General features: G+C 67.1%; 16 protein-coding genes and 1 pseudogene. 7 read left to right on the top strand and 10 right to left on the bottom strand.

Features of this window, described 5'->3' with window-relative positions; genetic code table 11:
* The first annotated feature begins 1 nt into the window (after position 1).
* The 3 genes from OSB52_RS18050 (at position 2) to OSB52_RS18040 (ending at position 5,004) form a co-directional block, all read left to right on the top strand.
* Positions 2 to 1,843 carry a DUF3556 domain-containing protein gene (locus tag OSB52_RS18050; RefSeq protein WP_235721405.1) on the top strand — a complete coding sequence of 614 codons (1,842 nt, stop codon included), beginning with the start codon at positions 2 to 4 and terminating at the stop codon, positions 1,841 to 1,843.
* On the top strand, positions 1,840 to 3,264 hold the full coding sequence (locus OSB52_RS18045) for a phytoene desaturase family protein (protein WP_235721404.1): 1,425 nt from the start codon (positions 1,840 to 1,842) through the stop codon (positions 3,262 to 3,264). Before OSB52_RS18050 ends, OSB52_RS18045 begins: the two co-directional genes overlap by 4 nt.
* Before the next feature lie 186 nt (positions 3,265 to 3,450).
* Positions 3,451 to 5,004: an HNH endonuclease signature motif containing protein gene (locus OSB52_RS18040; RefSeq protein ID WP_266062969.1), complete on the top strand. Its 1,554-nt coding sequence runs from the start codon at positions 3,451 to 3,453 to the stop codon at positions 5,002 to 5,004.
* 7 nt (positions 5,005 to 5,011) lie between these two features.
* Here OSB52_RS18040 and OSB52_RS18035 read toward each other — a convergent pair whose 3' ends face one another.
* Positions 5,012 to 6,211, bottom strand: coding sequence for an MFS transporter (locus tag OSB52_RS18035; protein ID WP_266062968.1), 1,200 nt, complete (start codon positions 6,209 to 6,211; stop codon positions 5,012 to 5,014).
* 95 nt (positions 6,212 to 6,306) lie between these two features.
* Here OSB52_RS18035 and OSB52_RS18030 point away from each other — a divergent pair, with 95 nt between their 5' ends.
* Entirely contained in the window at positions 6,307 to 7,179 is an 873-nt protein-coding gene (locus tag OSB52_RS18030) for a LysR family transcriptional regulator (protein ID WP_235726350.1), read from the top strand.
* A gap of 271 nt (positions 7,180 to 7,450) precedes the next feature.
* On the opposite strand, the pseudogene OSB52_RS18025 reads toward OSB52_RS18030, so the two are convergent.
* Positions 7,451 to 8,698, bottom strand: a pseudogene (locus OSB52_RS18025) (IS110 family RNA-guided transposase).
* A gap of 543 nt (positions 8,699 to 9,241) precedes the next feature.
* Between OSB52_RS18025 and OSB52_RS18020 the strand changes: the two are divergent.
* Positions 9,242 to 10,747, top strand: coding sequence for a SulP family inorganic anion transporter (locus OSB52_RS18020; protein ID WP_266062967.1), 1,506 nt, complete (start codon positions 9,242 to 9,244; stop codon positions 10,745 to 10,747).
* A 4-nt stretch (positions 10,748 to 10,751) separates the two neighbouring features.
* A complete protein-coding gene (locus tag OSB52_RS18015; RefSeq protein ID WP_266062966.1) occupies positions 10,752 to 11,180 on the top strand; it encodes a MerR family transcriptional regulator in 429 nt (142 codons plus the stop codon).
* On the opposite strand, the gene OSB52_RS18010 is transcribed toward OSB52_RS18015, so the two are convergent.
* Both OSB52_RS18010 and OSB52_RS18005 read right to left on the bottom strand, forming a co-directional pair.
* On the bottom strand, positions 11,171 to 12,463 hold the full coding sequence (locus tag OSB52_RS18010) for a sensor histidine kinase (RefSeq protein ID WP_266062965.1): 1,293 nt from the start codon (positions 12,461 to 12,463) through the stop codon (positions 11,171 to 11,173). The genes OSB52_RS18015 and OSB52_RS18010 overlap by 10 nt on opposite strands.
* Positions 12,447 to 13,085, bottom strand: coding sequence for a response regulator (locus tag OSB52_RS18005; protein ID WP_266062964.1), 639 nt, complete (start codon positions 13,083 to 13,085; stop codon positions 12,447 to 12,449). The genes OSB52_RS18010 and OSB52_RS18005 overlap by 17 nt, the downstream gene beginning before the upstream one ends.
* A gap of 59 nt (positions 13,086 to 13,144) precedes the next feature.
* Here OSB52_RS18005 and OSB52_RS18000 point away from each other — a divergent pair, with 59 nt between their 5' ends.
* Positions 13,145 to 15,346 carry a DUF2254 family protein gene (locus OSB52_RS18000; RefSeq protein WP_266062963.1) on the top strand — a complete coding sequence of 734 codons (2,202 nt, stop codon included), beginning with the start codon at positions 13,145 to 13,147 and terminating at the stop codon, positions 15,344 to 15,346.
* Here the strand turns inward: OSB52_RS18000 and OSB52_RS17995 are convergent.
* From OSB52_RS17995 to OSB52_RS17970, 6 genes are all read right to left on the bottom strand, one after another.
* Complete coding sequence (locus OSB52_RS17995) at positions 15,316 to 16,110, bottom strand: IclR family transcriptional regulator (RefSeq protein WP_266062961.1); 795 nt, start codon at positions 16,108 to 16,110, stop codon at positions 15,316 to 15,318. The genes OSB52_RS18000 and OSB52_RS17995 overlap by 31 nt on opposite strands.
* 77 nt (positions 16,111 to 16,187) lie before the next feature.
* Entirely contained in the window at positions 16,188 to 17,924 is a 1,737-nt protein-coding gene (locus OSB52_RS17990) for a BCCT family transporter (protein WP_266062960.1), read from the bottom strand.
* Positions 17,925 to 17,937: 13 nt separating this feature from the next.
* Complete coding sequence (locus tag OSB52_RS17985; RefSeq protein WP_266062959.1) at positions 17,938 to 20,394, bottom strand: GcvT family protein; 2,457 nt, start codon at positions 20,392 to 20,394, stop codon at positions 17,938 to 17,940.
* Between the two features lie 51 nt (positions 20,395 to 20,445).
* Complete coding sequence (gene purU / locus OSB52_RS17980; RefSeq protein WP_266062957.1) at positions 20,446 to 21,294, bottom strand: formyltetrahydrofolate deformylase; 849 nt, start codon at positions 21,292 to 21,294, stop codon at positions 20,446 to 20,448.
* Between the two features lie 34 nt (positions 21,295 to 21,328).
* Complete coding sequence (locus OSB52_RS17975; protein WP_266062956.1) at positions 21,329 to 21,895, bottom strand: sarcosine oxidase subunit gamma; 567 nt, start codon at positions 21,893 to 21,895, stop codon at positions 21,329 to 21,331.
* Positions 21,888 to 25,199: a sarcosine oxidase subunit delta gene (locus OSB52_RS17970; RefSeq protein WP_266062955.1), complete on the bottom strand. Its 3,312-nt coding sequence runs from the start codon at positions 25,197 to 25,199 to the stop codon at positions 21,888 to 21,890. The genes OSB52_RS17975 and OSB52_RS17970 overlap by 8 nt, the downstream gene beginning before the upstream one ends.
* Positions 25,200 to 25,208: the final 9 nt, after the last annotated feature.

Below are 25,208 nucleotides of genomic sequence, written 5' to 3'. Positions count from 1 at the left end.
CATGGGGTTCATCAAACCTTCTCCACAGCCGATGGAACCCTCGGATTTCGTGCGACTTCCGCTGCGCGACCGCATGAGGATTCTGAGTACCCACTGGGTCGACGACGGGTTCGGTACGCCACGCGTCCTGCACGTCGTGTACATCGCGAAGATGCTGGGACTGTACTTCGCTGTCGGGCTGGCGATCACCGCGTGGACCACGCAGTACGTGCACTTCACCGACCCGGCGAGCTGGTTCGACAACATCGTCGTCTACCAGAAGCTCGCCGTCTGGTTGATGCTCCTGGAGGTGCTAGGGCTCGCAGGTGCTTTCGGCCCGCTGTGCGGCCACTTCACCCCCATGCTGGGAAATGTCCGGTACTGGATTCGGCCCGGCACCGTTCGGATGGCGCCGTGGGGACGGCACGTGCCCGGCACCGGCGGCGACACCCGCACCGTCATCGATGTCGTCCTGTTCCTCGCAGTCGTGGCGAGCCTGGTCTATCCGTTGGTGGTCACCGCGCAGCCGGTGCAGTTCCTACCGGCCGGCACGGGTCCGCAGGAGCTGGTGCCGCCGGTGGCGTTCATCCCGATCCTGGTCACCATGACGTTGATGGGATTGCGCGACAAGGTCGTCTTCCTGGCGGCTCGCTCTGAGCAGTATCTGCCGATAATGTTGTTCTCCGCCATCTTCGGGGCGATGGTCCTCGGAGATGGGGCGGACGCGGCCAACTTCGTGGATCTGGTCGTGGTCTTCAAGATCATCATCTGTGTCGTCTGGATCGGAGCAGGGGTCTCCAAGCTCGGCGAGCACTTCATCAACGTCGTGCCACCGATGGTCTCAAACAGTCCGGGACAGTTCCGCTTCGTCAAGCGGCTCTTCTACCGCGACAGCCCCGACGACATCCGGCCCAGCAAGGTTGCCTGGTTCATGGCCCACATCGCCGGTACCACCGTCGAGATCGCGATTCCGCTGGTCCTGCTGCTTACCACCAACACCACGATCGCGGTCATCGGCGCGGTGATCATCGTGGCATTCCACATCTACATCACCTCGACCTTCCCGCTAGCGGTGCCGCTGGAATGGAATGTGTACTTCGGCTATATCGCCCTGGTGCTGTGGGTCGGGTTCGACGCCTCGGTCTACAACATCTGGAACTTCTCGCAGCCCTGGCTGCTGATACCGGTCTTCGCGATCCTCTGCTTCGGTCCGGTGCTCGGCAACCTGCGGCCCGACCTCGTCTCGTTCCTTCCGTCGATGCGGCAGTACGCGGGCAACTGGGCGTCGGCGATCTGGTCGATGAAGCCGGGTGTGGAAGAGCGGCTCAACGAACTCCCCCTGGTAGAGAACCAGATCGACCAGCTGCAGCGGATGCTTCCCACACCGTATGAGCGGCACGACGCGGAAATGACTCTGCAGAAGGCCGTCGCCTGGCGCTCGATGCACAGCCAGGGACGCGGCTTGTTGTCGGTCCTCTACGAGCACCTCGAGGACATCGACACGCGGACGACCCGGGAAGGCGAGTTCATGTGCAACACCATCCTGGGCTGGAACTTCGGCGACGGACACCTGCACGACGAACGGCTCATCGCGGCGATCCAGCGGCGTCTGAACCTCGCGCCCGGCGACCTTGTGGTCGCCTACTGCGAGTCGCAGGCCACACCGTGGAGCAATCCGGCGCAGGAGTATCGCGTCATAGACGCCGCACTCGGCGTCGTGGAACGCGGTACCTGGAATGTGAGCGATTGCGTGAAGGAACAGCCGTGGCTGCCGAACGGTCCGGTGCGGCTTCAGGTTACGTGGACGGCAGACGGCTTCTGCCGACAGGAAACCCTGACCCACGGCAAGGGTGCGGTGGCATGACGAACGCAGTCGTCGTCGGCAGCGGACCCAATGGGCTCGCTGCCGGCATCCGGCTGGCTCAGGCCGGCGTCGACGTCACGGTGTTCGAGGCGCATGACCGTCCCGGCGGTGGTACGCGGACCAGCGAACCGACCGTCCCCGGAGTACTGCACGACGACTGTGCCGCCTTCCACCCGACCGGCGTCGCGTCACCGTTCTTCAGGTCGTTGAATCTGGAGCGGCACGGATTGCGTTGGCGTTGGCCGGAGTTCGATCTGGCCCATCCGCTCGACAACGGACACGCAGGCCTCGCCACGCGGGATCGCGCGGAGACCGCACGTTCACTCGGGGTAGATGCCCGCTCCTGGGACCGGCTCTTCTCGGGCGCGACGACACACTTCGACGAGCTGATCGGGGAGGTGTTCCGGCCTCTGGCGCACCTTCCGCGACATCCGGTCACGCTCGGGCGGTTCGGATTACATGCGGTGCAACCCGCGACGTGGACAGCCTGCCGGTTCACCGACGATCCGGCGCGGGCACTGTTCACCGGTGTCGCCGCGCATGCGTTCGGCCGGCTCGACACCCCGCTCAGCAGTTCGGTGGGCCTGATGCTGACCGCCGCCGCGCACGCCGTCGGCTGGCCCGTCGCCGAGGGTGGGAGCGAACGCATCACCGATGCACTGCTCGCGGAGCTGGCGGCGCTGGGCGGCAAGGTGATCACCGGCATCCGGGTCACCTCGCTGGACCAGTTGCGTGACCTGACCGGCCGGCGACCCGATGCGGTCGTGCTCGACACGTCCCCGCACGCCGCGGCGCGGATCGTCGGTGATGAGATGCCCGATCGGGTTCGGCGGGCAGTGGGCCGTTACCGATACGGCCCGGCCGCGTTCAAGGTCGACATCGCGATCGACGGTCACATCCCGTGGACCAACGGTGACTGCGCCCGGGCGGGCACGCTCCATCTCGGTGGGACCGCTCGCGAGATCGTGGCGGCAGAACGCGACACGGTCCGCGGCCGAATGTCGAAGCGCCCCTTCGTGCTGGTGGGTCAGCAGTACATCGCTGACAGCAGCCGATCCAACGGCTCGATCAATCCTATCTATGCGTATGCGCACGTTCCGCATGGCTATGCCGGCGATGCGACGGAGGCCATCATCGGCCAGATCGAGCGCTTCGCGCCGGGGTTCCGGGAGCGGATCATCGCGACGTCGACTCGTGGTCCGGCAGCGCTGGAGAAGTACAACGCCAACTACGTCGGCGGCGACATCAGCGCCGGTGCGAACACCGCCCGGCAGATCGCCTTTCGGCCGCGGATGACGACGAACCCGTACGCTCTAGGCGTTCGCGGAGTCGTCCTGTGCTCGTCGGCGACACCACCGGGGGCGGGCGTGCACGGAATGGGTGGCTTCCACGCTGCACAGGCGGTGCTGGCCCGGATGTGACTGCCGTGTTCGGCCGTCATCCGGCCAAGCCTTCCTCGCAGTCCTTTCCGGTGTCTGACCTGCGTCGACGAATGTTGTCGGTGGGTGCGGTTAGTTTGGTGTCATGACTTCGAGCGCGCCGGCGTTGGCCCAGATGGCCGATGATGAGCGGCATTGCGCTACCGAGTTGGTCGAGGTGCTTCATCATTGCAACGCGGTGCGCGCGGCCGCCGATTATCGGATGTTGCAGGCGGGTTGGCGGCGGCGTTGGGTGAGCAGTCGACGTCGCTGGCCACTTTGGAACGTTTGGCCAAGCGTGCGGCGGCCGGGGAGGATCCCCGCGCCCAGTACGGGCCGACCGGGTTGGAGATGGCGATCGCCGAGGTCGGTGCGGCGTTGACGGTGCCCCCGGCCCGGGCGCGGGAGTTGATCGAGGCCGGCAGCGTGTTACGGCATCAGTTGCCGTTCACCGGCGCCACCCTCGTCGCCGGACGGATCGACCTACCGCGGTTTCTGGTGGTGGTACGGCGCACCGTGTTGGCCGATCCCGCGAAGTTCGCCGTGTTGGATACCGAGATCGCTGCGGCCATCGAGTCACGCGAACCGATGTCGATGACCCGGTTCACCACGATGATCGACAAGATCATCGCGAAGATCGATCCGGCCGCGGTGCGGCGTCGCCGTGAGCAGGTCGACACCGACCGCAACATCAGTGTGCGCCCCGACCGCCACACCCCGGGCCAATCGCGTATCGGGGGTGTGTTGCCCGCCGAGCAGGCCGCGGCCATCGATGCCCGACTCCAAGCGATGGCCGCCTCGGTGCATCCCGACGATCCACGCACCGCCGCTCAACGCCGCGCCGACGCGTTGGTCGCTTTGGCCGATGGTGCCGCCCGTCTGGACTGCCGGTGCGAAGTCTGCACCACCACCGCCGGCGCCGACGATGACAGCGCCGCCGGCGAGGAACGCGACGGACCCGACGCATCACCCGACACCGGCAGCGACGCCACCGGCACCGACGCCTCCGACGTGACCGCGTCTGACACCAACGTGAATGGTGCGGCCGAGGTCCGCGACAAGCAGGGCGAGGCTGTTACCGATGCCGAGAACGGTGCCGACGCCGAGACCGTCACGTCGGACTGTGCGCCGCGTCCAACGTTTCACATCGTGGTCAACCTGAGCACCCTGCTCGGTCACGATGATGATCCGGCCTTCCTCGACGGGCACGGTGTCATCGATGCCGACACCGCCCGCGCATTGTTGGCCGAGGCCAAACGCTGCTACGTCACACCCGACACCACCAACCTCGCACAAACCGACCGCTACGCGCCGTCGAAAAAACTTGCCGACCTCATCCGGGCCGGCGAGCTGTGTTGCAGCTTTCCCGGCTGCAACAACCGCGCCTATCACGCCGATGTCGACCATTCGGTCCCACACGCCGAGGGTGGCGCCACCGATGCACGAAACCTTAAGCCGCTGTGCCGTTTTCACCACCGCATCAAAACCTTCGCCACCGGGTGGCGCGACTACCAAGACCCACTGGGCACGGTGTTCTTCCAATCACCGACCGGCCACACCTACCTGGGCAACGCGTTCACCGGCCGCGACCTGTTCACCTCGCTCACCCGCAGCACCCGACCACCCGATGACCCCGCCCGACAACGCATCGACACCCTCCGCGAGCAACGCTCGAAATCGGTCAAACGCGCCGACACCCGCGCCATGGAACGCTGGAACACACAGAACCCACCACCGTACTGATCGGGGGTCATTCCTGCCCGAATACGGCCAGGCCCAGACCCGCCGCCACCAGCACCGCGACGTATGTGGCTACACCCACCCATCCGAACGCGGAGAACGCCAGCCCGCCCAGCGCACCCACCACCGAACTCCCGAGGTAGTAGTGGAACAGGTAGAGCGACGATGCCTCGGCACGGTGATCGGTGGCGCGCGCCGACACCCAGCTGCTGGCCACCGAGTGCGCGGCGAAGAAGGCCGCGGTGAACACGAACATGCCGACCAGCACGATTGGGAGATTGTCGGGCACGGTCAGGCCGAGACCGACCAGCATGCTCGACACCGCGGCGATCAGTACCGGCCGTCGTCCCCATCGGTCGGCGAACCGGCCTGCGATCGTCGCGGAGAAGGTGCCCGCCAGGTACATCACGAACACGGTTGCGACCACTGCCTCGCTGAGCCCGAAGGGGCCACGCAGCAGGCGGTAGCCCAAAAAGTTGTAGACGGTGACGAATCCGCCCATCAGCACGAAACCGAGGAGGAACAGTGGGAGCAGTCCCGGGTTGCGCAGATGGCCGAGCAGGTTACCGATCGTGGTGGCCGGTGAGATACGTTGCGGGGCAAAGAACTGCGACGCCGGGACGGTCCGCCAGAAGATGATGGCGAAGGCCAGCGACACCAGGCAGGCGATCTCTAGGGCCCACTGCCATGTCACCACGTCGACGGCGAAGCCCGGGATCAGGCGACCGGTCAAGCCGCCGATGGTGGTTCCGGCGATGTAGCGACCCATTGCGGTGCCGAGCGACCCGCCGTCGATCTCCTCGGCGAGGTAGGCCATCGCCACTGCCGGCACCCCAGCGCACAGCACGCCCTGGAGTCCGCGGCCGACCAACAGCAGTTCAATGGTCGGCGCCCACGGCAGCAGGATGCCGACGATCGATGCGGCCAGCGCGGAGATCGCCATGATGCGCACCCGACCGAAGCGCTCCGACAAGACGCTGGCCGGGATGATCGCGACGGCCAGGAAACCGGTCGTCAGCGATACCGACAATGCCGCGGAGGTGGGGGAGACACCGAAATGATCCGACAACTGCGGCAATAGGGCCTGCACATAGTAGAGCGCCATGAATGTCGTCATGCCGGCGGCGAACAACGCGATGGTGGCACGGCGATACCCGGGTGTGCCCGGGGTGTATCCGGTCCTCGCGGCTGTAGAGGCTGTGGTCGTCATCGCTACTCAGGCAAGCACCACATCGCAGATGCGCAAAATGAAGCATGTGCCAGTCTCTTATGCAGATGGGAATAATTGCAGGTAGATTGAGTCTGATGCACGATGAACTGGACTGGTTTATCGCCATCGCAGAGGCGGAGAACCTGACTGCGGCTGGCGAACAGGTTCACGTTTCGCAGCCGACGCTGTCTCGTTTCGTCGCGCGCCTCGAGCTCGACCTCGGAGTTCCGCTGTTCGATCGGCACGGACGGCGACTCGTCCTCAACCGCTTCGGGCGCGTCTACCTCGAGCGCTCCCGGCGCGCCCGGGTCCAACTCGACACCGCGCGACGGGAGATCGAGGACATGACTCGGCCCGCGCAGGGACCGATCCGCTTGGCCTTTCTGCATTCCTTCGGCGTTGCGCTGGTCCCCGATCTGATCAAGGGTTTCCGAGACGCCAATCCCGGGGCCCGGTTCACCCTCACCCAGGATGCGGCGGCCACGGTGGTCGATCACGTGGCCCGTGGCGAGGCGGATCTCGCGATCGTTTCACCCCGGCCGATGCGTACCGACATGGCATGGCTCGCGATAGCACAGCAGAATCTCGCCCTGGTGGTTCCGCGGGGCCATCGCTTCGCCGGGCGTTCGGTCATCGGGCTCGCCGAGGCCGCCGACGAGGAGTTCATCGTGATGCAGCGCGGATACGGGATGCGGCGCATCGTCGACGAGCTCTGTGCCGCAGCCGATATCGCGCCGACCATCGCCTTCGAATCCGCCGAACTGACCACCATCACGGGTCTGGTGGGTGCCGGTTTGGGGATCGGGGTGGTGCCCGTCGATGACACTGCGCTCCGACCGGGCGTGGAGCTGATCCCGCTGGCCGACGAGTCTCGCGAGATCGGGCTGACGTGGTTTCGTCCGAGACCGTTGCCGGATGCGGCGGACCGATTCCGGGACTTCGTGGTCGACCGAGCGCGCGCCGACTGAGCGCGGACAAACCAAGCGCCGCCGACCTGCGCTTTCACTGCCGCGGGCCGGTGCGCGGCGGGGACTCGCCACTGATCGAAGCCGACGATGGTGACACCGAGAACTTTGCCGTGACCTGGGCGTTCGCAAGGTCCGCCGACCGGGGGATCCGGTGGTGGAGGTGATGGCCACCGATCGGTGGGCCGTGACGTGCGGGGGGATCTGTAAGGAAGGTTAGGTGAGGTGGCGTCGCTGACTGGAGTCGTGGGCGCTGGGTCGGGACGGTTTCGGGTCAGGACGCTTTCTCGAGGTGGACCTGGTAGCCGAGTTGTTTGAGTTGGTGGACCGCGCGGCGTGTGGCTTGCTGGGCGTGGGCATGTTGGTAGTGGTTTTCGCCGAGGTCGTGGTAGTTGGTGTGGGTGGTGAGCATGTGCCAGACGGCGACGAGGATTTCGCGTTCGGTGGCGACGAGGGCGCGACTGAAGCCGCGGCGTGATCGCAGGCGTCGGTAGCGGGCGGCAATGTGGGTGTGGGCGTTGCTGCGGGCGATCGACATTGATGCGATACCCAGAGCGCCTTTGAGGTAGCAGTCTCCCCGGCCTGGTTTTGGCGTTGGTTTTGCGGGCTGCGGATTGGTGCTGTCCAGGTGCCACGCCGGCCCATGACGCGAGGTGGTCGGCGGTGGGGAACACGCTCATGTCGCCGCCGGTTTCGGCGATGATGATATCGGCGACCACGGTGGAGACCCCGGGAATGGTGCATAGCAGGTCACGGGCTAGGCGAAAAGGGGCGATCGCCTCCTCGATTCGGTCGTCGAGGGTGGTGATCGTGGCGGCCAGTTCATCGATGCGTTGCAGGTGCAGCCCGATCATGAACGCGTCGTGATCGCTGAACCGGCCGGTCAGCGCATCGACGAGCTGCTCGTGTTTGCGATACATCTGTGGCACGGCCAGGTTGACCAGTACGAGAGGATCGCGTTCCCCGGCGACCAGGGCGTCAAGCATGCGTCGCGCGGAGACACCGTCGAGGTCGGACACGACCACCGACAGTTTGATACCCGGTGATTCCAGCCGCTTTTCCAGTCGGGTCATCTCCCGGACCCGTTCGCGGGCCACGATGGTGCGGGTGCGTGTCAGATCACGCAGTTCCCGAATCGGCGGGGGCGGCACGAACGAGGCGCGCACCAAGCCGTGCGCGGCCAGATCGGCCAGCCAAGTCGCGTCGTTGACGTCGGTCTTGCGGCCGGGCACGTTCTTGACCGCACGCGCGTTGGCCAGGATCAGCTCGACCCCTTCGCTGGTGAGTTCTTCGAGGAGGAAATAGTAGGGTTCCAGTAGTCGCTTGTGGCCTCCATCACGATGCAGGTCACCCGCTCGGCCACCAGATACTGGCGTAACTGCAGGATCTCGCGGGTCATCGACCCGCAATCGATCACTTCGTTGGTCGTTTTGCGGCTACCTGAGCCCTGGACCCGCACACACACTTTCGCCGATTTCTTACCGATGTCGATGCCCGCGCATCGCGCATGGAGCACTTCCATGATGTTCTCCCGTTGTTCGCGACCGGGCCGGTCTGACCCGCAGAAGGCGTGCGTCACGGGAGAGCGACAAACTCAACGAAGTCTGTAAGGCGTGCTCTACGGCGACAATCCGCGGTTCCCGCGGCAGGCTCTCCGACCCAAGCTCGATAACAGGCTCGCCACGTGGGCAGGCGCTAGAGATCAACGGGTTCACAACGTGACACACCCACCAGTATCGCCCGTCCACCCGACTCAACCACGGCAAACCTTCGCATCTCCGCGTCACCGGCGAAGCCGGCCCCATAGCTCGATACGCCCTCGGCTAGCGCCTCGGGCTACTCGATCGGCGGCAGGGGACTGTGGCGGGCGCGCACCGGGTGTTTCGCACCACAGCGGGGCCGGGGATTTGCAACTCTACCCTCCCCGAAGGGTAGAGTTCCGAGCTGCGTCCGGCGGTCTGCCCGCCGGCATCTTTCTCGCCGACCGCAACGGTGCGGTCGGTGCCCAGCATCGTCAGGTGACGCGATCACCGTGTGCCGCCGTGCGCGGCCGAAGGAGACGTCCATGTCGTCGACCACCACTGTGGTCTCGCCCCAGCAGGAGCAGTCGGTCCTGGCCGCACTGCGGTCCCCGCGCCGACTGCGCACCGAGGTGCTCGCCGGACTCGTCGTCGCGCTGGCGCTGATCCCGGAGGCCATCTCGTTCTCCATCATCGCCGGCGTCGACCCCCGGGTGGGCCTGTTCGCGTCGTTCACCATGGCGGTCACCATCGCCATCGTCGGCGGCCGACCCGCGATGATCTCGGCGGCGACCGGCGCGGTGGCGCTGGTCGTGGCGCCGCTCGTGGACAGCCATGGCCTCGACTACCTGATCGCCGCGGTGATCCTCGCCGGCGTCTTCCAGATGCTGCTCGGCGGGCTCGGCGTGGCCAAGCTGATGCGGTTCATCCCGCGCAGCGTCATGGTCGGCTTCGTCAACGCCTTGGCCATCCTCATCTTCAGTGCGCAGCTGCCGCACCTGATCGGGGTGCCGTGGCTGGTGTATCCGATGGTCGCCATCGGCATCGCCATCATCGTGTTCATGCCGCGGATGACCACGGTGATCCCGGCGCCGCTGGTGGCGATCGTGCTGCTCACCGCGGTCACCATCGCCGCCAGTCTCTCGGTCCCCAACGTCGGCGACGAAGGCGAACTGCCTGACAGCCTGCCCGCCTGGCTCATCCCCGATGTCCCGTTCACGTGGGACACCCTCACCATCATCGCGCCGTACGCGTTCACCATGGCGCTGGTCGGACTGCTGGAATCGTTGATGACGGCGAAGTTCGTCGACGACATCACCGACACCCACTCCGACAAGTCCCGGGAAGCCGTCGGGCAGGGTGTGGCCAACATCGTCACCGGATTCTTCGGCGGCATGGGCGGGTGCGCGATGATCGGCCAGACGATGATCAACGTGAAGTCCTCCGGCGCACGCACGCGCATCTCGACCTTCCTGGCCGGTGTGTTCCTGCTGATCCTGGTCGTCGGCCTCGGGGATGTGGTGGCGCTGATCCCGATGGCGGCGCTCGTCGCGGTGATGATCATGGTGTCGGTGGGCACCTTCGACTGGCACAGCATCAACCCGAAGACGTTGCGCCGCATGCCCAAGAGTGAGATCACCGTGATGCTCGCGACCGTGGTGGTGACTGTGGTGACCCACAACCTGGCCTACGGTGTGATCGTCGGCGTGATCACCGCGATGGTGCTGTTCGCCCGCCGGGTCGCGCATCTGACCGAGGTCGTCGACGTCGCGCACCCTGACGACGACACACGCGTCTACGCAGTACGCGGCGAATTGTTCTTCGCCTCCAGCAACGACCTGGTCTATCAGTTCGACTACGTCGGCGACCCGCGCAACGTCGTCATCGACATGAGCGACTCCCACATCTGGGACGCCTCCACCGTCGCCACCCTCGACGCCATCACCACCAAGTACGCGGCGAAGGGCAAGACGGCGACGATCGTGGGCCTCAACGACAGCAGCGCACAGCGTCACGAACGGCTCAGTGGTCATCTGTCCGGGGCACACTGACACCATGACGGGGACCGAGAAACCGGACACGCCGGCGGCCGCCGACGATCTGCTCCAGATCGGGGAGGTGGCCCATCGCACCGAACTGTCCATCAAGACGATCCGGCACTACGACGAGGTGGGACTCGTCGTCCCGTCGGCACGGTCGGCGGGCGGCTTCCGGCTCTACACGCCCGGCGACATCGACCGACTATTGGTGATCCGCCGGATGAAGCCTGCCGGGTTCAGTCTCGACGACATGCGCCGATTGCTCGATGCCGAAGCGGTCCTCGACGACCCGGAAGCGTCCGCCGACGGCAAGGCAGCCGCCGGTGCCGAACTCGCCGAATTCCATCAACGGGCACAGGAATCGTGCCGAAAGCTGGCGCGGCAGTTGGCCTACGCCGAGGAACTCACCGAGCAACTCGCGGCTCGGGCGGGCGCTCACTCATGACCGAGGTGTAGCCCACCCATCGGTACCTCGCTCATCGGTACCTCGGCGATCGCCACCGTGCCGCCGTCGGGATGCCGCCGCACGGTCAACGACCCGCCCTGGCCTTCCAGCCGCACCCGTCGCGACGCCAGCCCGATGTGTCCGCCGGCCACGCGATCCGACAGTGCTGCCTCGTCGATGCCGACACCGTCGTCGAGCACCACGAGCCGCCCGCGTCCGTCATCGATCTCGACGGTGAGGTCCACCCTCGTCGCCCCGGCATGCTTCACGACATTGGTGAGGAGCTCACGCGCGGTGGCGAACAGAAGCGGGTCGGCTGGTGAGCGGAGGTCGTCCGGCCAACCGACAGCGTCGACGGCGATCGTGAGTGTGGAGCGCTGCTCGACCGAGCGCGCGAGATCCGCCAGCGCCACGGCGAGGCCGGCCTGATCCAGCACGGCCGGATGCAGTTCGCCCAGGGTGGACCGCAGCAGCTGCGCAGCGGATCGCAGTGCCCCGTCGATCCGCGCTATGCTCTCGGCGTCGTACGGGCCCTCGCCGAGCGAAGCCAGCTCCTGACGTGCCCCCAGCACGTACTGCAACGCGCCGTCGTGCAGATGTTCGGCAAGGTCGCGACGCTCACGCTGTTCGATCTGCATCACGTCGTCGAGTAGCCGACGACGTTGCGCGGCGAGCGATCCGATGGTCTCCACCCGGGAGCGCTGCAGCCGCGACAGCAGCACCGCGCCCAACGCGAGAACGACGATCACGAGGGTCTCGAGCGCGATCACCGACCATGGCCGCCCGTTGGGGATGCGGGCGATCACCTGAGCCGCGAAATAGACCACCACCGTGGGGATCACCACCGCCGCGCACACCAGTGGACGCATGCTGATCGCCGCGATCATCGGCACGATCGCGAAACCGGTCACCAGAACGTCTGCAGTCCAACTGATCTGATCCGAACCACTGGCCACCGCGGTGACCGCGACGAGCGCACACAGGTCGACGAGCAGGATCAGCCAGGAAAACCGGATAGCGAGCAGACCGACCCGTGGCGCCAGGATGGCACCCAACGCGCACCATCCGGCGTAGGCCGCGGCCAGTGCGACGCAGAGCGTTGTCGAATAGATCGGCGGCTCCACCGTCACCGACAGCACCACGAAGATCGCGAGCAGCAACCGCAGCAGCACCTGAATCCGGATGCCCTGCAGCGCATGCGCGACCAGGATCGTGTCGATTCGCTGCTCCTCGGCGAGCTCGGCGAGGCCGAGGCGCGGTGGCGGGCTACTCGAGGAGGCCACGGCGCATCGCCTCGGCGACCGCGGCAGCGCGATCGGAGACCCCCAACTTCTCGTACAGGCGCTGCGTGTGGGTCTTAACCGTCGCCGCACCGATGTAGAGCTCCGCGGCGACCTGCGGGATCGACTTGCCGCGGGCGAAACCGTCGAGCACCTGACGTTCCCGCTCGGAGAGCGCAGGCACGTCGGGCTGCGACCGCAACCGTATCTCGCCCACCAGACCGGCCGCGAGCTGCGGCGGAACCACCGTCTCGCCGTTCGCGACCCGGGTCACCGCGCCCACGATCTCGTCGCGGTCGGCATCCTTCGACAGGTACCCGCAGGCGCCCTCCTCGAGGGCGGTGAACACGATCGGGCCGTCGGTCACCGCTGACAACAACAGCACTCGGGTGCGCAGGCCGTCGCGAGTCACCGCGTGAGCCACATCCACTCCGGTGACCCCGGGCATCTGATAGTCCACGACCGCAACGTCGGGCTGCTCGCGGCGGATGAGGTCCAACCCACTCGCACCGTCGGCCGCCTCCCCGATGACGCGCACCCGCCCACTCTGGGTGAGCCCACGCGAGACTCCATCCCGGAAGAACGGGTGGTCGTCGATCACCACCGCGGTCACCAGCCGATCCATCGGCCCAGGATATGCGCCGAAGCCCTGCGGGCGGACGATATCGCAGTAGGGTCGACCCCATGGCGGGTTGGTTCGATCGCACGATCGTCGAGACGGGTCGGCTGCCGCTGTTCTTCCTGCTGATCGCGTTCGTGCTCACCTTCCTGTTCATCCGGTTCAGCGTCCGGATGATTCGCGCCGAGGTGAGTTGGTGGCCGGGCAATGTGACGCCCGGCGGTGTGCACGTGCATCACGTGTTCTTCGGCATGATGCTGATGCTGCTGTCCGGGTTCGGATTCTTCGCCGTCGACCCGTTCCGCACGCCGGTGGCCGACTGTATTCTCGCGGCGCTGTTCGGAATCGGTGCGGCGCTGGTGCTCGACGAGTTCGCATTGCTGCTGCACCTGCGCGATGTGTACTGGTCGGAGGAGGGCCGTACCTCGATCGACGCGGTGTTCGTGGCGATCGCGATCGGATTGTTGTTCCTGATGGGCGTGCACCCCTTCGGCGCCAACGATGTGGTCGGCGAATTCCGCGACGCAACCGACAATTCAACCCGTGCCGGGGTGGTCCTGGCGGTGACGATCAACGTCTGCTTTGCAGTCATCACCCTGCTCAAGGGCAAGGTGTGGACCGGGTTGATCGGCTTGTTCTTCCCGTTCCTGTTGCTGTTCGGGGCAATCCGGGTGGCCCGACCCCGTTCCCCGTGGGCGCGGTGGCGATACGGCAACCGCCCACACAAACAGCAGAAGGCGGCCGACCGCGAAATGCGCTACCGGGAACCCATCGTGCGCGCGAAGATCGTCGCGCAGGAGGCGGTCGCCGGTCGGTTCGGGTTGCCGGAGCAGCCGGCGACACCGCCACGCGAACCACACGTCGACCCCGTTGTCGTCGATCGCGCACCCGGCCGGCTGATCACGGCAGTGCGCTGGCGCCGCACCCGTCGCGAACTGAAACGTGAACCGCCGTGGCGACTGCCGACGTTCATGGTGTCGGCGGCGATCGTGGCCGGTTTGATCGCGATCTCCATCGACGATTCGTTCGCCACCTACGTCCTCGACGCCGGCACCACGGCCACCCTGCTCGGCGTCATCGCCGGCGCGATGGCCACCCTCACCGGTCTGGTGTTCACCGCGGTCACCCTGGCGATGCAGTTCGGTGCCTCGCAGATCTCCATCCGGGTGATCCCGATGCTGCAGCAGGACCGGGTGATGCGCGCATCGGTCGGCCTGTTCCTGTCGACGTTCGCGTTCACCCTGATCGTGGCGGTCGATCTGACCACGGTGTCCGACGGGACCGACGCCCCGGCCGTGTCGACCTCGATCGCGATCGCGCTGGCGCTGGCCAGTGCGTTCATGTTCATCGTGCTGATCGGCAAGGTCGGCAGCATCCTCAACTCGACGCAGTTGTTGCGGTGGATCGAATCGCAGGGACGTCTTGCGGTGTATCGGCAGTATCCCGATCATCAGCCGTACCCGGCCGGAGAAGCCGTGGGCGGCACCACCGCCACCGACGACGACCCGCGACTGGTGACCCAGGTGGTGACCCTGCGCGATGCGCCGACGCAGGGACGTGTGCTGCTGGCGATCAACCTCGACCGCATCCAGCGGCTGGCCATCCGATGGGATGTCCGGGTCGACCTGCTGGTGGGGGTCGGCGACTATGTGCCACACAACGTCGGGGTGTTCGAGATCGTCGGCGACGATCGTCACGTGCGTCCCGCACAGCTGTTGTCGTGTCTGCTGTTCGGCGACACCCACCGTCCGTCAGTGAGTCCGGCCGCTGCGTTGCAGGCCATCTCCGACGTCGCGCTCAAGGCGCTGTCACCGTCGATCAACGACCCCAGCCGGGCGGTGCAGGCGATCGATCACGCCGAGGATCTGCTGCTGATGCTGGCCCCACGGGTGGCGGCCGAGGAGCAGCACCGCACGCTGACCCTCATCGGCGGGTATCGGCGCACCTGGGGCGACTATGTGGGTATCGCCACCGACCAGGTCCGGCACTTCGGTCGGAGCTCGATTCAGGTGCAACGACGGCTGCGCGCGCTCTACGACACCCTGTGCGAACAATGCGGTCCCGACCAACAAGCCGCGCTGCGGGAGCGGATGGCCGCGCTCGACGCGGAGGTCGACGCCGACTGGGCGACACCCCTGGATCGGCGCCTGGCGCAGGCCGCCGACCGGCAGGGCTACGGCTCGGAAGAAGGGCGGGTACGCCACCGCCGGTTGCAGATCAACACGACGTCGCAGGGTCAGGCGCCGGTCGACCCCGCCGCCCGGTAGCCGAACAGTCGGCTGAGGTCGGCTGCGGCAGCGGTGACTGTTGTCACGATCTCCTGTGCATCATCGGGATCGAGTCGGTAGCGCGGGCCGGAGACGCTGAGCGCCCACACGAGCTCGCCGGTGTGATCGCGCACCGGGGCGGCGAACGCCACCAGACCGACCTCGAGTTCTTCCACCGCCATCGCCCAGCCTCGGCGCTTGATCGTGCGGAGTTCGTCGACCAGTTCGTCGATGTCGACGATGGTGGATTCCGTGAAGCGCTCGAGCTCCCCGGAGAGCATGTCGCGGAGTTCGGTCTCGGGCAGCTCGGCCAGCAGCACCTTGCCCGAGGACGTCGCGTACGCCGGTGACGCCTGTCCGACCCAGGTCCGCAGCGCGACGCTCGACGAGCCGGCCGCCTCGATGACATTGATCGCCTGCGACTGGTTGAGGACCGCGAGGTTGGTGGTCTCGCCGGTCTGCGCCGCCACCGCGTCGCAGGTTTCCTGACCGCATTTGGTCATGTCGAGCGTCGCCATCGTCGAACCGGCCAGGCGGACGACCGTCAACCCGATGCGATACTTGCGTCCGTCCGGCACCTGTTCGACGAATCCGCGCGCCTCCAGCGACGAGAGGATGCGCGATACGGTGGACTTGTGGACGCCGAGTTCGAGAGCGATCTCGGTGACGCCGGCCGAGCCGACATTGCCGATGATCTCCATGACCTGTAGCGCCCGATCGACGGCACCTACGGGTCGGTCGGTCTCCGCACTCTCCTCAGCCATCGCAGCGCCCAGGGTACCTGTCCGGTTCGTCGGGTCCGGAGCCCCGCCGCGTACGGCCGCGAGATGCGCCCGCCCCGTCATGGCCGGGGGTCCCCGTCTGCCGCGCCAACGGGTGCGCCGTCCGCGGCCACTGTGATGTCGATGGTGGTGTCGATGCGCCGGCGGATCCGCCGGCGAGTGCGTGGTGGCCGCTCGAGCGTCACCGGATCGACCACGACGATCTCGCCGGTCCCGATCTTCTCCGCCTGCGCACGGATGTGCTGATCCACCTGGTCGTCGAGCTGTGAACGCGCCACGATCAACGGGTCGCGACGCAGGTCCAGGTAGAGCGACAGGCACATCCCGATCATCACCACCACGAACGGCAGAGCGGCGATGATGGCCATCTGCTTGATCCCGTTGAGGCCGTCATCGCCGCTCATGGCCAGCAGCAGCGCCGCCACCGCGCCGGTGAGCACGCCCCAGAAGATGGTCACCGATCGGGACGGTTCGTGGGCGCCACGCTCGGACAGCGTGCCCATCACCAAGGAGGCGGAGTCCGCACCCGAGACGAAGAAGATCGCCACCAGGATCATCACCAGCGCCGAGGCGATTCCCGTCAGCGGCAGATGATCGAGCACCTGAAAGAGGGTGTCCTCGGAAGCGGCGGTGGCCGCGTCGAAACCCATCACGCCGTCGGTTTGCTCCCGGATGGCGGTGCCGCCGAAGACGCAGAACCACACCAGCGACACGGTCGTCGGCACCACCATCACCCCGATCACGAACTCGCGGATGCTGCGGCCCTTGCTGATCTTCGCCAGGAACATGCCCACGAACGGCGTCCACGTCACCCACCACGCCCAGTAGAAGATGGTCCAGCCGGCCAACCAGCTTTCCCCGGCGGCGTCGACGGTCGCCGATGACCGTGCTGAGAACGCGGTGATGTCGTTGGCGTAGGCACCCAGGGTGGTGGGCATCAGGTTCAGGATGAACACCGTCGGACCCACCGCGAACACGAACACGGCCAGGACGATGGCCAACACCATGTTGATGTTGGACAGCCACTGGATACCCTTGGCGACGCCCGACACGGCCGACGCCACGAATGCGGCCGTCAACACGGCGATGATCGCGACCAACAACATGGTGCCCGGGTTGTCGGCCCAACCGACCTTGGCCAGACCCGAACCGATCTGCAGCGCACCGAGACCCAGAGATGCGACCGTCCCGAACAGGGTGGCGAAGATCGCGAGGATGTCGATGATCTTGCCGCCGGCCCCATTGGTCTGCTCGCCCAGCAGGGGAGCGAAGACGGCACTCATCAGCTGCTTGCGACCCAACCGGTAGGTGCTGTACGCCAGTGCCAGACCGACGACGGCGTACATGGCCCAGGGGTGAAATCCGCAGTGGAACATCGTCGTGGCCATCGCGGTGCGCACATCGCCTGCCGACATCCCCGGCGGCGCCTCGACGAAGTGATACAGCGGTCCGTAGGAGCCGAAGAACATCAGTCCGATGCCCATCCCGGCGCTGAACATCATCGCGATCCAGCTGATGGTGCGGTACTCCGGCCTCTCACCGTCCTTGCCGAGCGGGATCTTGCCGTACTTGCTCAGCGCGAGACACACCGCGAACACCACGAATCCGGTGGCGGACAGGATGAACAGCCAGCCGAGGCTGCCGGTGATCCACCCGAGAATGCCGGCGCTGACCGCGGACAGGTTGTCGGGTGCGGCCAGACCCCAGATCAGGAAGCCGACCACCAGTGCGGCGGTCACACCGAACACGGTGGGGTCGATGCGGGCTCGGGCAGGGGTGGTGAGGTGGTCGTTCATGCTGCCTCTCGGGTCACTTCCGGATTCGGGCCATCTCGGGGTCGACCACCGGGTCGGAGGTGACGACAGCCGTGTACTGCGTTGTCTGGTAGGAGATCTCGACCTGGCTACCGTCGGCCAGGTCCGTGGGCAGCCACGCGTATGCCAGGCAGGCGCCGACGGTCGCCGACCAGCCGGCGCTGGTGATGTAGCCGACGACCGCGCCGTTCACCGCCACCGGTTCCTTGCCGAGCACGACGGCGGCGTGGTCGGTGAACCGCAGGGTGCGCAGTCTGCTCGGCGCGCCGCGTTCGGCCAGTGCCGACTTCCCGAGGAAATCGTCCTTGGACATGCGGACGGCGAAGTCGAGGCCCGCGGCGGCCGGGGTGTGCTCGATGGTCATGTCGGTTCCGGCCGAGCGATACCCTTTCTCGATGCGCAGGCTGTTGAAGGCGATCCGGCCGGCCGCGATGATGCCGTGCGGTTCACCCGCCGCCATCACGGCGTCCCACAGCGCCCGGCCGTTGGCCGCCGAGGTGTAGATCTCCCAGCCGAGTTCACCCACATACGACACCCGCATCAGGGTCACCGGCACCGCGCCGACGGTGGTCGTCATCGCGCGGAAGTACCGCAGCCCGTCATTGGTCAGGTCGGCCGGGGTCAGCGGTGCCAGCACGTCGCGCGCCAGCGGTCCCCACAGTCCGAGGCAGCAGGTGGCCGTGGTGATGTCACGCAACGTCACCGAACCGTCCGCCGGGAGGTGGCGGGTGATCCAGTCGAAGTCCAGCGGGCCGTTGGCGCCCACCTGGAACAGGTTGTCGGTGAGGCGGGCGACGGTCAGATCCGAACGGACACCGCCCTTGTCGTCGAGCATCAGCGTGTAGGTCACCGAGCCCACGGATTTGTCCATGTTGTTGGTGGTGAGCTGCTGCAGCAGGGCCAGCGCGCCGGGCCCGGAGAGTTCGAATCGGGTCAGCGGAGTCATGTCGTACACGGCGACATGACTGCGGGTGTGCGCCGCCTCCGCGACCGCGATCGGCGACCAGTGCCGGGCGGCCCAGGGATCGCGCTGCGGGATCTGCAGACCGTCGGCGACCTTCTGCTCGAGCAGCGGCCGGTTGGCCTCGAACCAGGCGGGGCGTTCCCAGAGGCCGCTCTCCCAGAACTCGGCGCCGAGATTCACCTCGCGGTCGTGGAAGGGGCTGGTGCGGACGTTGCGCGGCGCCTTCCGCTGATCGTGCGGGTGGACGATGTCGTAGACCTCCACGAAGGACTGCGAACTGGTGGCCAGGATGACGTCGTCGCGCAGCGCCTCGTCCTCGAAGCGGTACAGGTCGGTCTCGTGCACGTCGATCCCGGGGGTTCCGTCGATCATCCACTCGGCCATGGTCTTCGCCACGCCGGCCGAATGGGTGACCCAGACCGCCTCGGCCACCCAGAATCCGGCAAGGTCGCGGTGTTCGCCCATGATCGAATGGCCGTCCGGGGTGAAGGAGAAGATGCCGTTGAAGCCCTCCTCCACCTTCCCGTTGCCGAGTTCGGGCAGCAGCGCGACGGTGTGCTGCCAGGCGTCGTCGAAGTCGTCAGGGGTGAACATGAGTTTCGAGGGCATCTCGTCGAGCGAGATCTTCGTCTCGTAGTCGAGGTTGCCCACATCCGACGGCATCGGGCGATGGCCGTAGTAGCCGATACCGACGCGGTCGCCGTGCTCGCGGTAGTACAGGTCGTGATCCTGATGTCGCAGGATCGGCAGCGACGCCTCGGCCAGAGCGGAGTTGACCCCGCGGCGGGAGTCGATGGCGGTGGTGATCGCGTACTGGTGGGCCATCGGCACCAGCGGGATGGTGAGCCCCACCCGGCGGCCGAACTCGCGACCCCAGAAACCGGTGCAGCACACCACGATGTCAGCGTCGACAACTCCGGTCGTGGTCCGCACGCCGCGGACCTCACCGTTGGCCTCGACGACGTCGATCACCTCCTGCTCGCCGCGGAACACCGCACCCCGCGACATGGCACGAGCTGCCTGGGCCTCTACTGCGCGCATCGCCTTGGCGAGACCGTCGTTGGGGGTGTGCAGTCCGCCGAGGACGAGATCGCGGTCGATCAGCGGGTACATGGCGGCGCACTCCGCGGCGTCGACGAGCCGATGCTCGACACCGCGCGCGGCCGCCCAGCCGGCCTTGCGGTGCAAGTCTTCCCAGCGCTCCGGGGTGGTGGCGAGTTCGAGCCCGCCCAGCGGGTTGAAGCACCAGCCGTCGGGGTGTTCGAGCGAGGAGAACTTCTCGATGGTGTACGAGGCGAGTTCGGTCATCGTCTTGGACGGGTTCGTCGCGAAGACGAGACCGGGTGCGTGCGAGGTGGAGCCGCCGGTGGCGAACAGCGGGCCGCGGTCGAGGACCGTGACATCGGTCCAACCGCGCGCGGTGAGCTCGTCGGCCAGGGAGGTGCCGACGATGCCGGCGCCGACGATCACGACTTTCGGTGCAGCCATGGGAATCTGTCTTTCTCGGGTGGGGTTCTGGGTCGGTAGCACGGGTGCGGGTCAGGTGAAGACGACGGTGCTGGTGCCGTTCATCAGCACCCGGTTCTCGCTGTGCCAGCGCACGGCACGCGACAGCGCCAACGCCTCGGCGTCGCTACCGGCAAAGGCCAGTCGCCGGGGGTCGTGGGTGTGGTCGATACGGATGACCTCCTGCTCGATGATGGGTCCCTCATCGAGGTCGGGGGTCACGTAGTGGGCGGTGGCGCCGACGTACTTCACCCCCCGCTGATGCGCCTGGTGATACGGCTTGGCGCCCTTGAAACCCGGCAAGAAGGAGTGGTGGATGTTGATGGCGCGGCCACGCAGGGCCGAACAGGTCTCGTCGGAGAGGATCTGCATGTAGCGCGCCAGCACCACCAGGTCCACGTCGTAGGTCGACACCAGATCGAGCATCGCGGTCTCGGCCTGCGCCTTGGTGTCCGGTGTCACCGGGATGTGATGGAACGGCAGCCCCGCGGATTCGGCCATCGGCGCGAGCTCGGTGTGGTTGGAGGCGACCGCGACGAGGTCGCCGCCGAGGGTGCCCGATCGCCACCGGAAGATCAGGTCGTTGAGGCAGTGCCCCAGCCGCGACACCATCACCAGGATCCGCTGCGGCGTCTGGTCGTCGATCGAGTACTCCGCGTCCAACCCACTGGCGAGATGGTCGAAGGCGGCTGACAGTTGCTCCGAGCCGGACTGGCGGGCCGACGCGAACTCGGTCCGCACGAACAGGGTGTGGGTGATCGGGTCGTCGAACTGCTGGTGGTCGAGCACCTCGCAGCCGTGGCTGTAGAGGAACGAGCTGATCGCGTGCATGACGCCGCCGCGGGACGGACACCGCAGGGTGAGGGTGAATCGGTCGGACATGGGTTCCTCTACGGGGGTGGGGATGGAAGGTGGATCAGAGGGTTGTGGCGACGTACTCGGTGGCGGCGTCGACGAGCCACCCCGCGAGATAGTCGGCGAAGGAGCTGCGGACGAAGATCGCGAATCCGCCCGGGACGCGGTGCATGATCACGCCGGCCTGCGCGAGTTGTGTCTGCACCACGTCGTCGTCGCCGAACGCGTTCGGGGACAGGTCGACCGCGCATCCGTGGGCGAGGATGGTCTCGGCGTGGGGCCCGCCGAGTACCAGTCGGGTGCGCTGACCCGACATGTCGGCCACGTACGCGCTGTCGCCGGCGCGATCGCCCAACGTTGCGGTCAACGCGTGAGGTGCGACGCCGGCCGTGTAGACCAAGAACTCGTCGGGCCCCAGCCAGAGTGTCGTCTCCGGGCCGGTGGACCGCATCCGGCAGACCCCGGGCAGCTCGAGTCGCGTGCTCGCCGCGGGCCCGGTGGGACGCACCACGGCCTGGGCAACCGGGGTCTCGGCCAGCAGGATCGCCGGGGCGAGGGCGGCGAACCGCTCCGACCAGTCGCGTAGCGGCGGGGTCGGCTCCAGATCGGGAATGGTGGTGTCAGCCATCGCGTCGCGCTCCTTCTGCATCGACGAAAACAGTTGAGGTGATCTCCACTTCGCACAGTGTGTCGCCGACCGGGACGTCGAGTCGGGTGCCGATCAGGTCGCGTCCACCCTTCACCAGCGCCAGCGCGAACGTCCGGCCCAGTTCCGCGCTGCGGTAGCTCGACGTCACATGACCGAGCATCGGCACCGGCGGAGGCGGCAACGTGCGGTCGGTCCGGTGGGAGATGATCTGCGATCCCTCCGGCAGCCAGGTGGTGCCGTCGGTCGGCAACAGGCCCACCAGATGTTTGCGGTCGGGCGCCGTCGCCGAGGCGCGTGCGAAGGACCGCTTGCCGACGAAGTCGGGCTTCTTCTTCGACACCGCCCAACTCATCCCCAGGTCGTGCGGGGTGACGGTGCCGTCGGTGTCCTGACCGATGATGGGGTAGCCCTTCTCGGCACGCAGTACATGCATCGTCTCGGTGCCATAGGGGGTGATGCCGTACGGTTCACCTGCCGCGATCAGCTGCCGCCACAGGGCATCAGCATAGTTCGCGCCGATGTTGACCTCGTAGGCGAGTTCACCCGAGAAACTGATGCGGCCGATGCGGACGGGCACCCCGCGGTAGGTGGTGTCGCGCCAGCCCATGAATTCGAAGGCCTCGGTCGAGACGTCGAGGTCGGCGAACACCGCCCCGACGACGTCGCGCGAACGGGGTCCCACCACCGGGAAGGTGGCCACCTGGTCGGTCAGCGAGGTCATCCACACGCGCAAATCCGGCCACTCGGTCTGGTGCCACTCCTCCATCCAGTCGAGGATGGCTGCGGCGTTTCCGGTGGTGGTGTAGACGGTGTAGCGGTCGGCGGCGGTCCGCATCACCGTACCGTCGTCCTTGACCATCCCGTCCGCGCCGCACATGACGCCGTAGCGCACCTTGCCGACCGGCAGCGTGCTCATCATGTTGGTGTAGAGCAGGTCGAGGAAGGCCGGGGCATCGGGCCCGGCGACGTCGATGACGCCGAGGGTTGAGCCATCGAGGACGCCGACACCCGTTCGGACCGCGGCACACTCGCGCAGCACGGCATCGTGCATGTCCTCGCCGCCGCGTGGATAGTACCGCGGTCGCTTCCACTGTCCGACATCTTCGAAGACGGCGCCGCGCTCGACATGCCAGTCGTGGATCGGCGTTCGTCGCACCGGGTCGTAGCCGTCTCCGCGGTCGCGGCCGGCGAGGGCGGCGAAGGTGACCGGAGTGTAGGGCGGACGGAACGTGGTGGTGCCGGCGTCGTTCACAGGGATGCCGAGCATCTGCGCGACGATCCCCGACGTCACGATGCCCGAGGTCTTGCCCTGGTCGTGACCGGTGCCGATGGTGGTGTAGCGCTTGACATGTTCCACCGACCGCATGCCCGCTCCCAGCGCCCGGGCGATGTCGGCGACGGTCGCGTCGCGCTGCAGGTCGACGAACGAGGTCGAGTCCGCCGTGTCGGGATCGGGCACATACCAGCAGACTGCGGGCGCCGCCGGTGTTCGTTCGGTGACCCGCGGGACTGCGCGGAACTCCGGCAGTGGTCGGCCGAGCCCGTTCAGGCTCGCGACCGCACCGCGTCGGCCGCTCGCCAGACATGCCGTCAAGGTCGTGAGACCGGCTGCAGCGCCAACGATCTCGGTGTTCGCCACGGTGGCGGTGGGCAGGAAGGCCGCGGCGTGGTCGTCGAAAGCGATCGTTCCCCGCAGCTGGCTCCACAGGTGCACCGCCGGGTTCCAGCCGCCGCTGACCAGGACGGTGTCACAGGCGATAGAAGTGCCGTCGCTCAGGTCGACCGCGGTGACCGCATCGGTGCCGTGCGCGCGGGTCACGGTGGTGTCGGCCAGGATCGGGACGCCGCGGCGCTGCGCCTTCTCGCGTAGGTCTGTGCTCACCGTCTCCCGGACGTCGACGATGGCGGGCACCGACATGCCGGCGTCGATCAGAGCGAAGGCGGCCGCATAGGCTGCGTCGCAGGCGGTGAACACCACCGCCGAACGCCCCACCCGCACCCCGTACCGCTTCAGGTACTCGGCGCCGGCACCGGCGAGCATGACGCCGGGCAGATCGTTGCCGCCGAACACGATCGGGCGTTCGTGGGCGCCGGTGGCGATGACGATTCGGCGGGCCCGGATGCGGTGCACACGTTGCCGCGAGATGTGTGTCGGCGCGGCAGTACCGAGGTGGTCGGTGCGGTGCTCGACGGCGAGCAGGAAACCGTCGTCGTAAGCGCCGAACGCGGTGGTGCGGGTCAGGCGCGTGACGCGATCATAGGAATCCAGTTCGGCGACGGCGTCGCTCACCCATCCGGCGCCGGGTGTCGCGCCGCCCGCCTCGCCTCGCTCATCGACGAGCAACACCCGCGCACCTGACCGCGCGGAGATCAGGGCCGACATGAGACCGGCGGCACCCGCCCCCACCACGAGGACATCGGGATGGTGGTGCAGGGCGTCGTAGCGTGCGTCGTCGACGGTGGTGCTCAGCTTGCCCCAGCCGGGGACGCCGTGCGCGACGAGTCCGGGACACAGGGCGACGGTGGTGGCGGGGATCATCGGCTCCACGAAGGGTGCGTCGACACCGACCTGTGCGGTCGCGTCCTCGGCCCATGCGCCGGTGATGCCGCGCGGTCGGCCGAGGTTGACACTGCTGGTGACGACCCGTACGCCGTTGGCGAGCAGCGCCGAGGCGAGGGTGTCGCCCGCGTAGCCGTGGTAGGTCACCCCGTCGAAGACGAAGTCGATGGGACGCGATCGGTCGATGCGTCCGCCGGTCCCGGTGCGGAAGGGTTGGGATTCGGCGTGGGTGGGGGTCGACGTGAGGTCGGTACCTTCTTCGCTGGTCGTGGTCCCGTTCTGCTGATTGAGTAGCCCCGAGCCGCTAGGCGAGGGGTGTATCGAAATCAGCCCACCGTCGGGCGTATCGAGAGTGCTTGCGGTGGGACTGGTCTCGATACGTTCCTCGCCTAGCGGCTCGGAACTACTCCTTGGATCGAGTAGCGGCGAACGGAGTGAGTCGTGTATCGAGATCGACCAGCGGTTGGGCCGGCGGGTCTCGCCATCCACGAACTCGTACGTCACCGTGTCGCGCTCGAGGGTGAACCACTGGCGGCAACCGGCGGTGTGACACCAGCGTTCGACCATCGCGCCCTTGGGATTCGGGCGGAAGAACAGGTAGTGCGCCCAGTCGGTGTCGTCGAGCTCAGCGGGCTGCTCGGGGTAGGAGATGCCGGCGGCGGCGCCGTAGTGGAACTCGGTCTCTTCGCGGGGCCCGCAGTGCGGGCACGGGATCATCTGCATGGTGGTGTC

Origin of the sequence: Gordonia aquimaris, from assembly GCF_026262595.1 — a bacterium.
Classification (GTDB): domain Bacteria; phylum Actinomycetota; class Actinomycetes; order Mycobacteriales; family Mycobacteriaceae; genus Gordonia; species Gordonia tangerina.
The sequence above is the reverse complement of the archived record's forward strand: the minus strand, read 5'-3'. Positions and strand labels throughout refer to the sequence as shown.

Bases quoted from the DNA above. Each gene is read 5' to 3' on its own strand.
- OSB52_RS17975 (WP_266062956.1), bottom strand. From the start codon at position 21,895: ATGGCTGACACCACCATTCCCGATCTGGAGCCGACCCCGCCGCTACGC.
- OSB52_RS18030 (WP_235726350.1), top strand. From the start codon at position 6,307: ATGCACGATGAACTGGACTGGTTTATCGCCATCGCAGAGGCGGAGAAC.
- OSB52_RS17985 (WP_266062959.1), bottom strand. From the start codon at position 20,394: ATGGCTGCACCGAAAGTCGTGATCGTCGGCGCCGGCATCGTCGGCACC.
- OSB52_RS18050 (WP_235721405.1), top strand. From the start codon at position 2: ATGGGGTTCATCAAACCTTCTCCACAGCCGATGGAACCCTCGGATTTC.
- OSB52_RS18045 (WP_235721404.1), top strand. From the start codon at position 1,840: ATGACGAACGCAGTCGTCGTCGGCAGCGGACCCAATGGGCTCGCTGCC.
- OSB52_RS17990 (WP_266062960.1), bottom strand. From the start codon at position 17,924: ATGAACGACCACCTCACCACCCCTGCCCGAGCCCGCATCGACCCCACC.
- OSB52_RS17970 (WP_266062955.1), bottom strand. From the start codon at position 25,199: ATGCAGATGATCCCGTGCCCGCACTGCGGGCCCCGCGAAGAGACCGAG.
- OSB52_RS18015 (WP_266062966.1), top strand. From the start codon at position 10,752: ATGACGGGGACCGAGAAACCGGACACGCCGGCGGCCGCCGACGATCTG.
- OSB52_RS18000 (WP_266062963.1), top strand. From the start codon at position 13,145: ATGGCGGGTTGGTTCGATCGCACGATCGTCGAGACGGGTCGGCTGCCG.
- purU (WP_266062957.1), bottom strand. From the start codon at position 21,294: ATGTCCGACCGATTCACCCTCACCCTGCGGTGTCCGTCCCGCGGCGGC.
- OSB52_RS18035 (WP_266062968.1), bottom strand. From the start codon at position 6,211: ATGACGACCACAGCCTCTACAGCCGCGAGGACCGGATACACCCCGGGC.
- OSB52_RS18020 (WP_266062967.1), top strand. From the start codon at position 9,242: ATGTCGTCGACCACCACTGTGGTCTCGCCCCAGCAGGAGCAGTCGGTC.
- OSB52_RS17995 (WP_266062961.1), bottom strand. From the start codon at position 16,110: ATGGCTGAGGAGAGTGCGGAGACCGACCGACCCGTAGGTGCCGTCGAT.
- OSB52_RS18005 (WP_266062964.1), bottom strand. From the start codon at position 13,085: ATGGATCGGCTGGTGACCGCGGTGGTGATCGACGACCACCCGTTCTTC.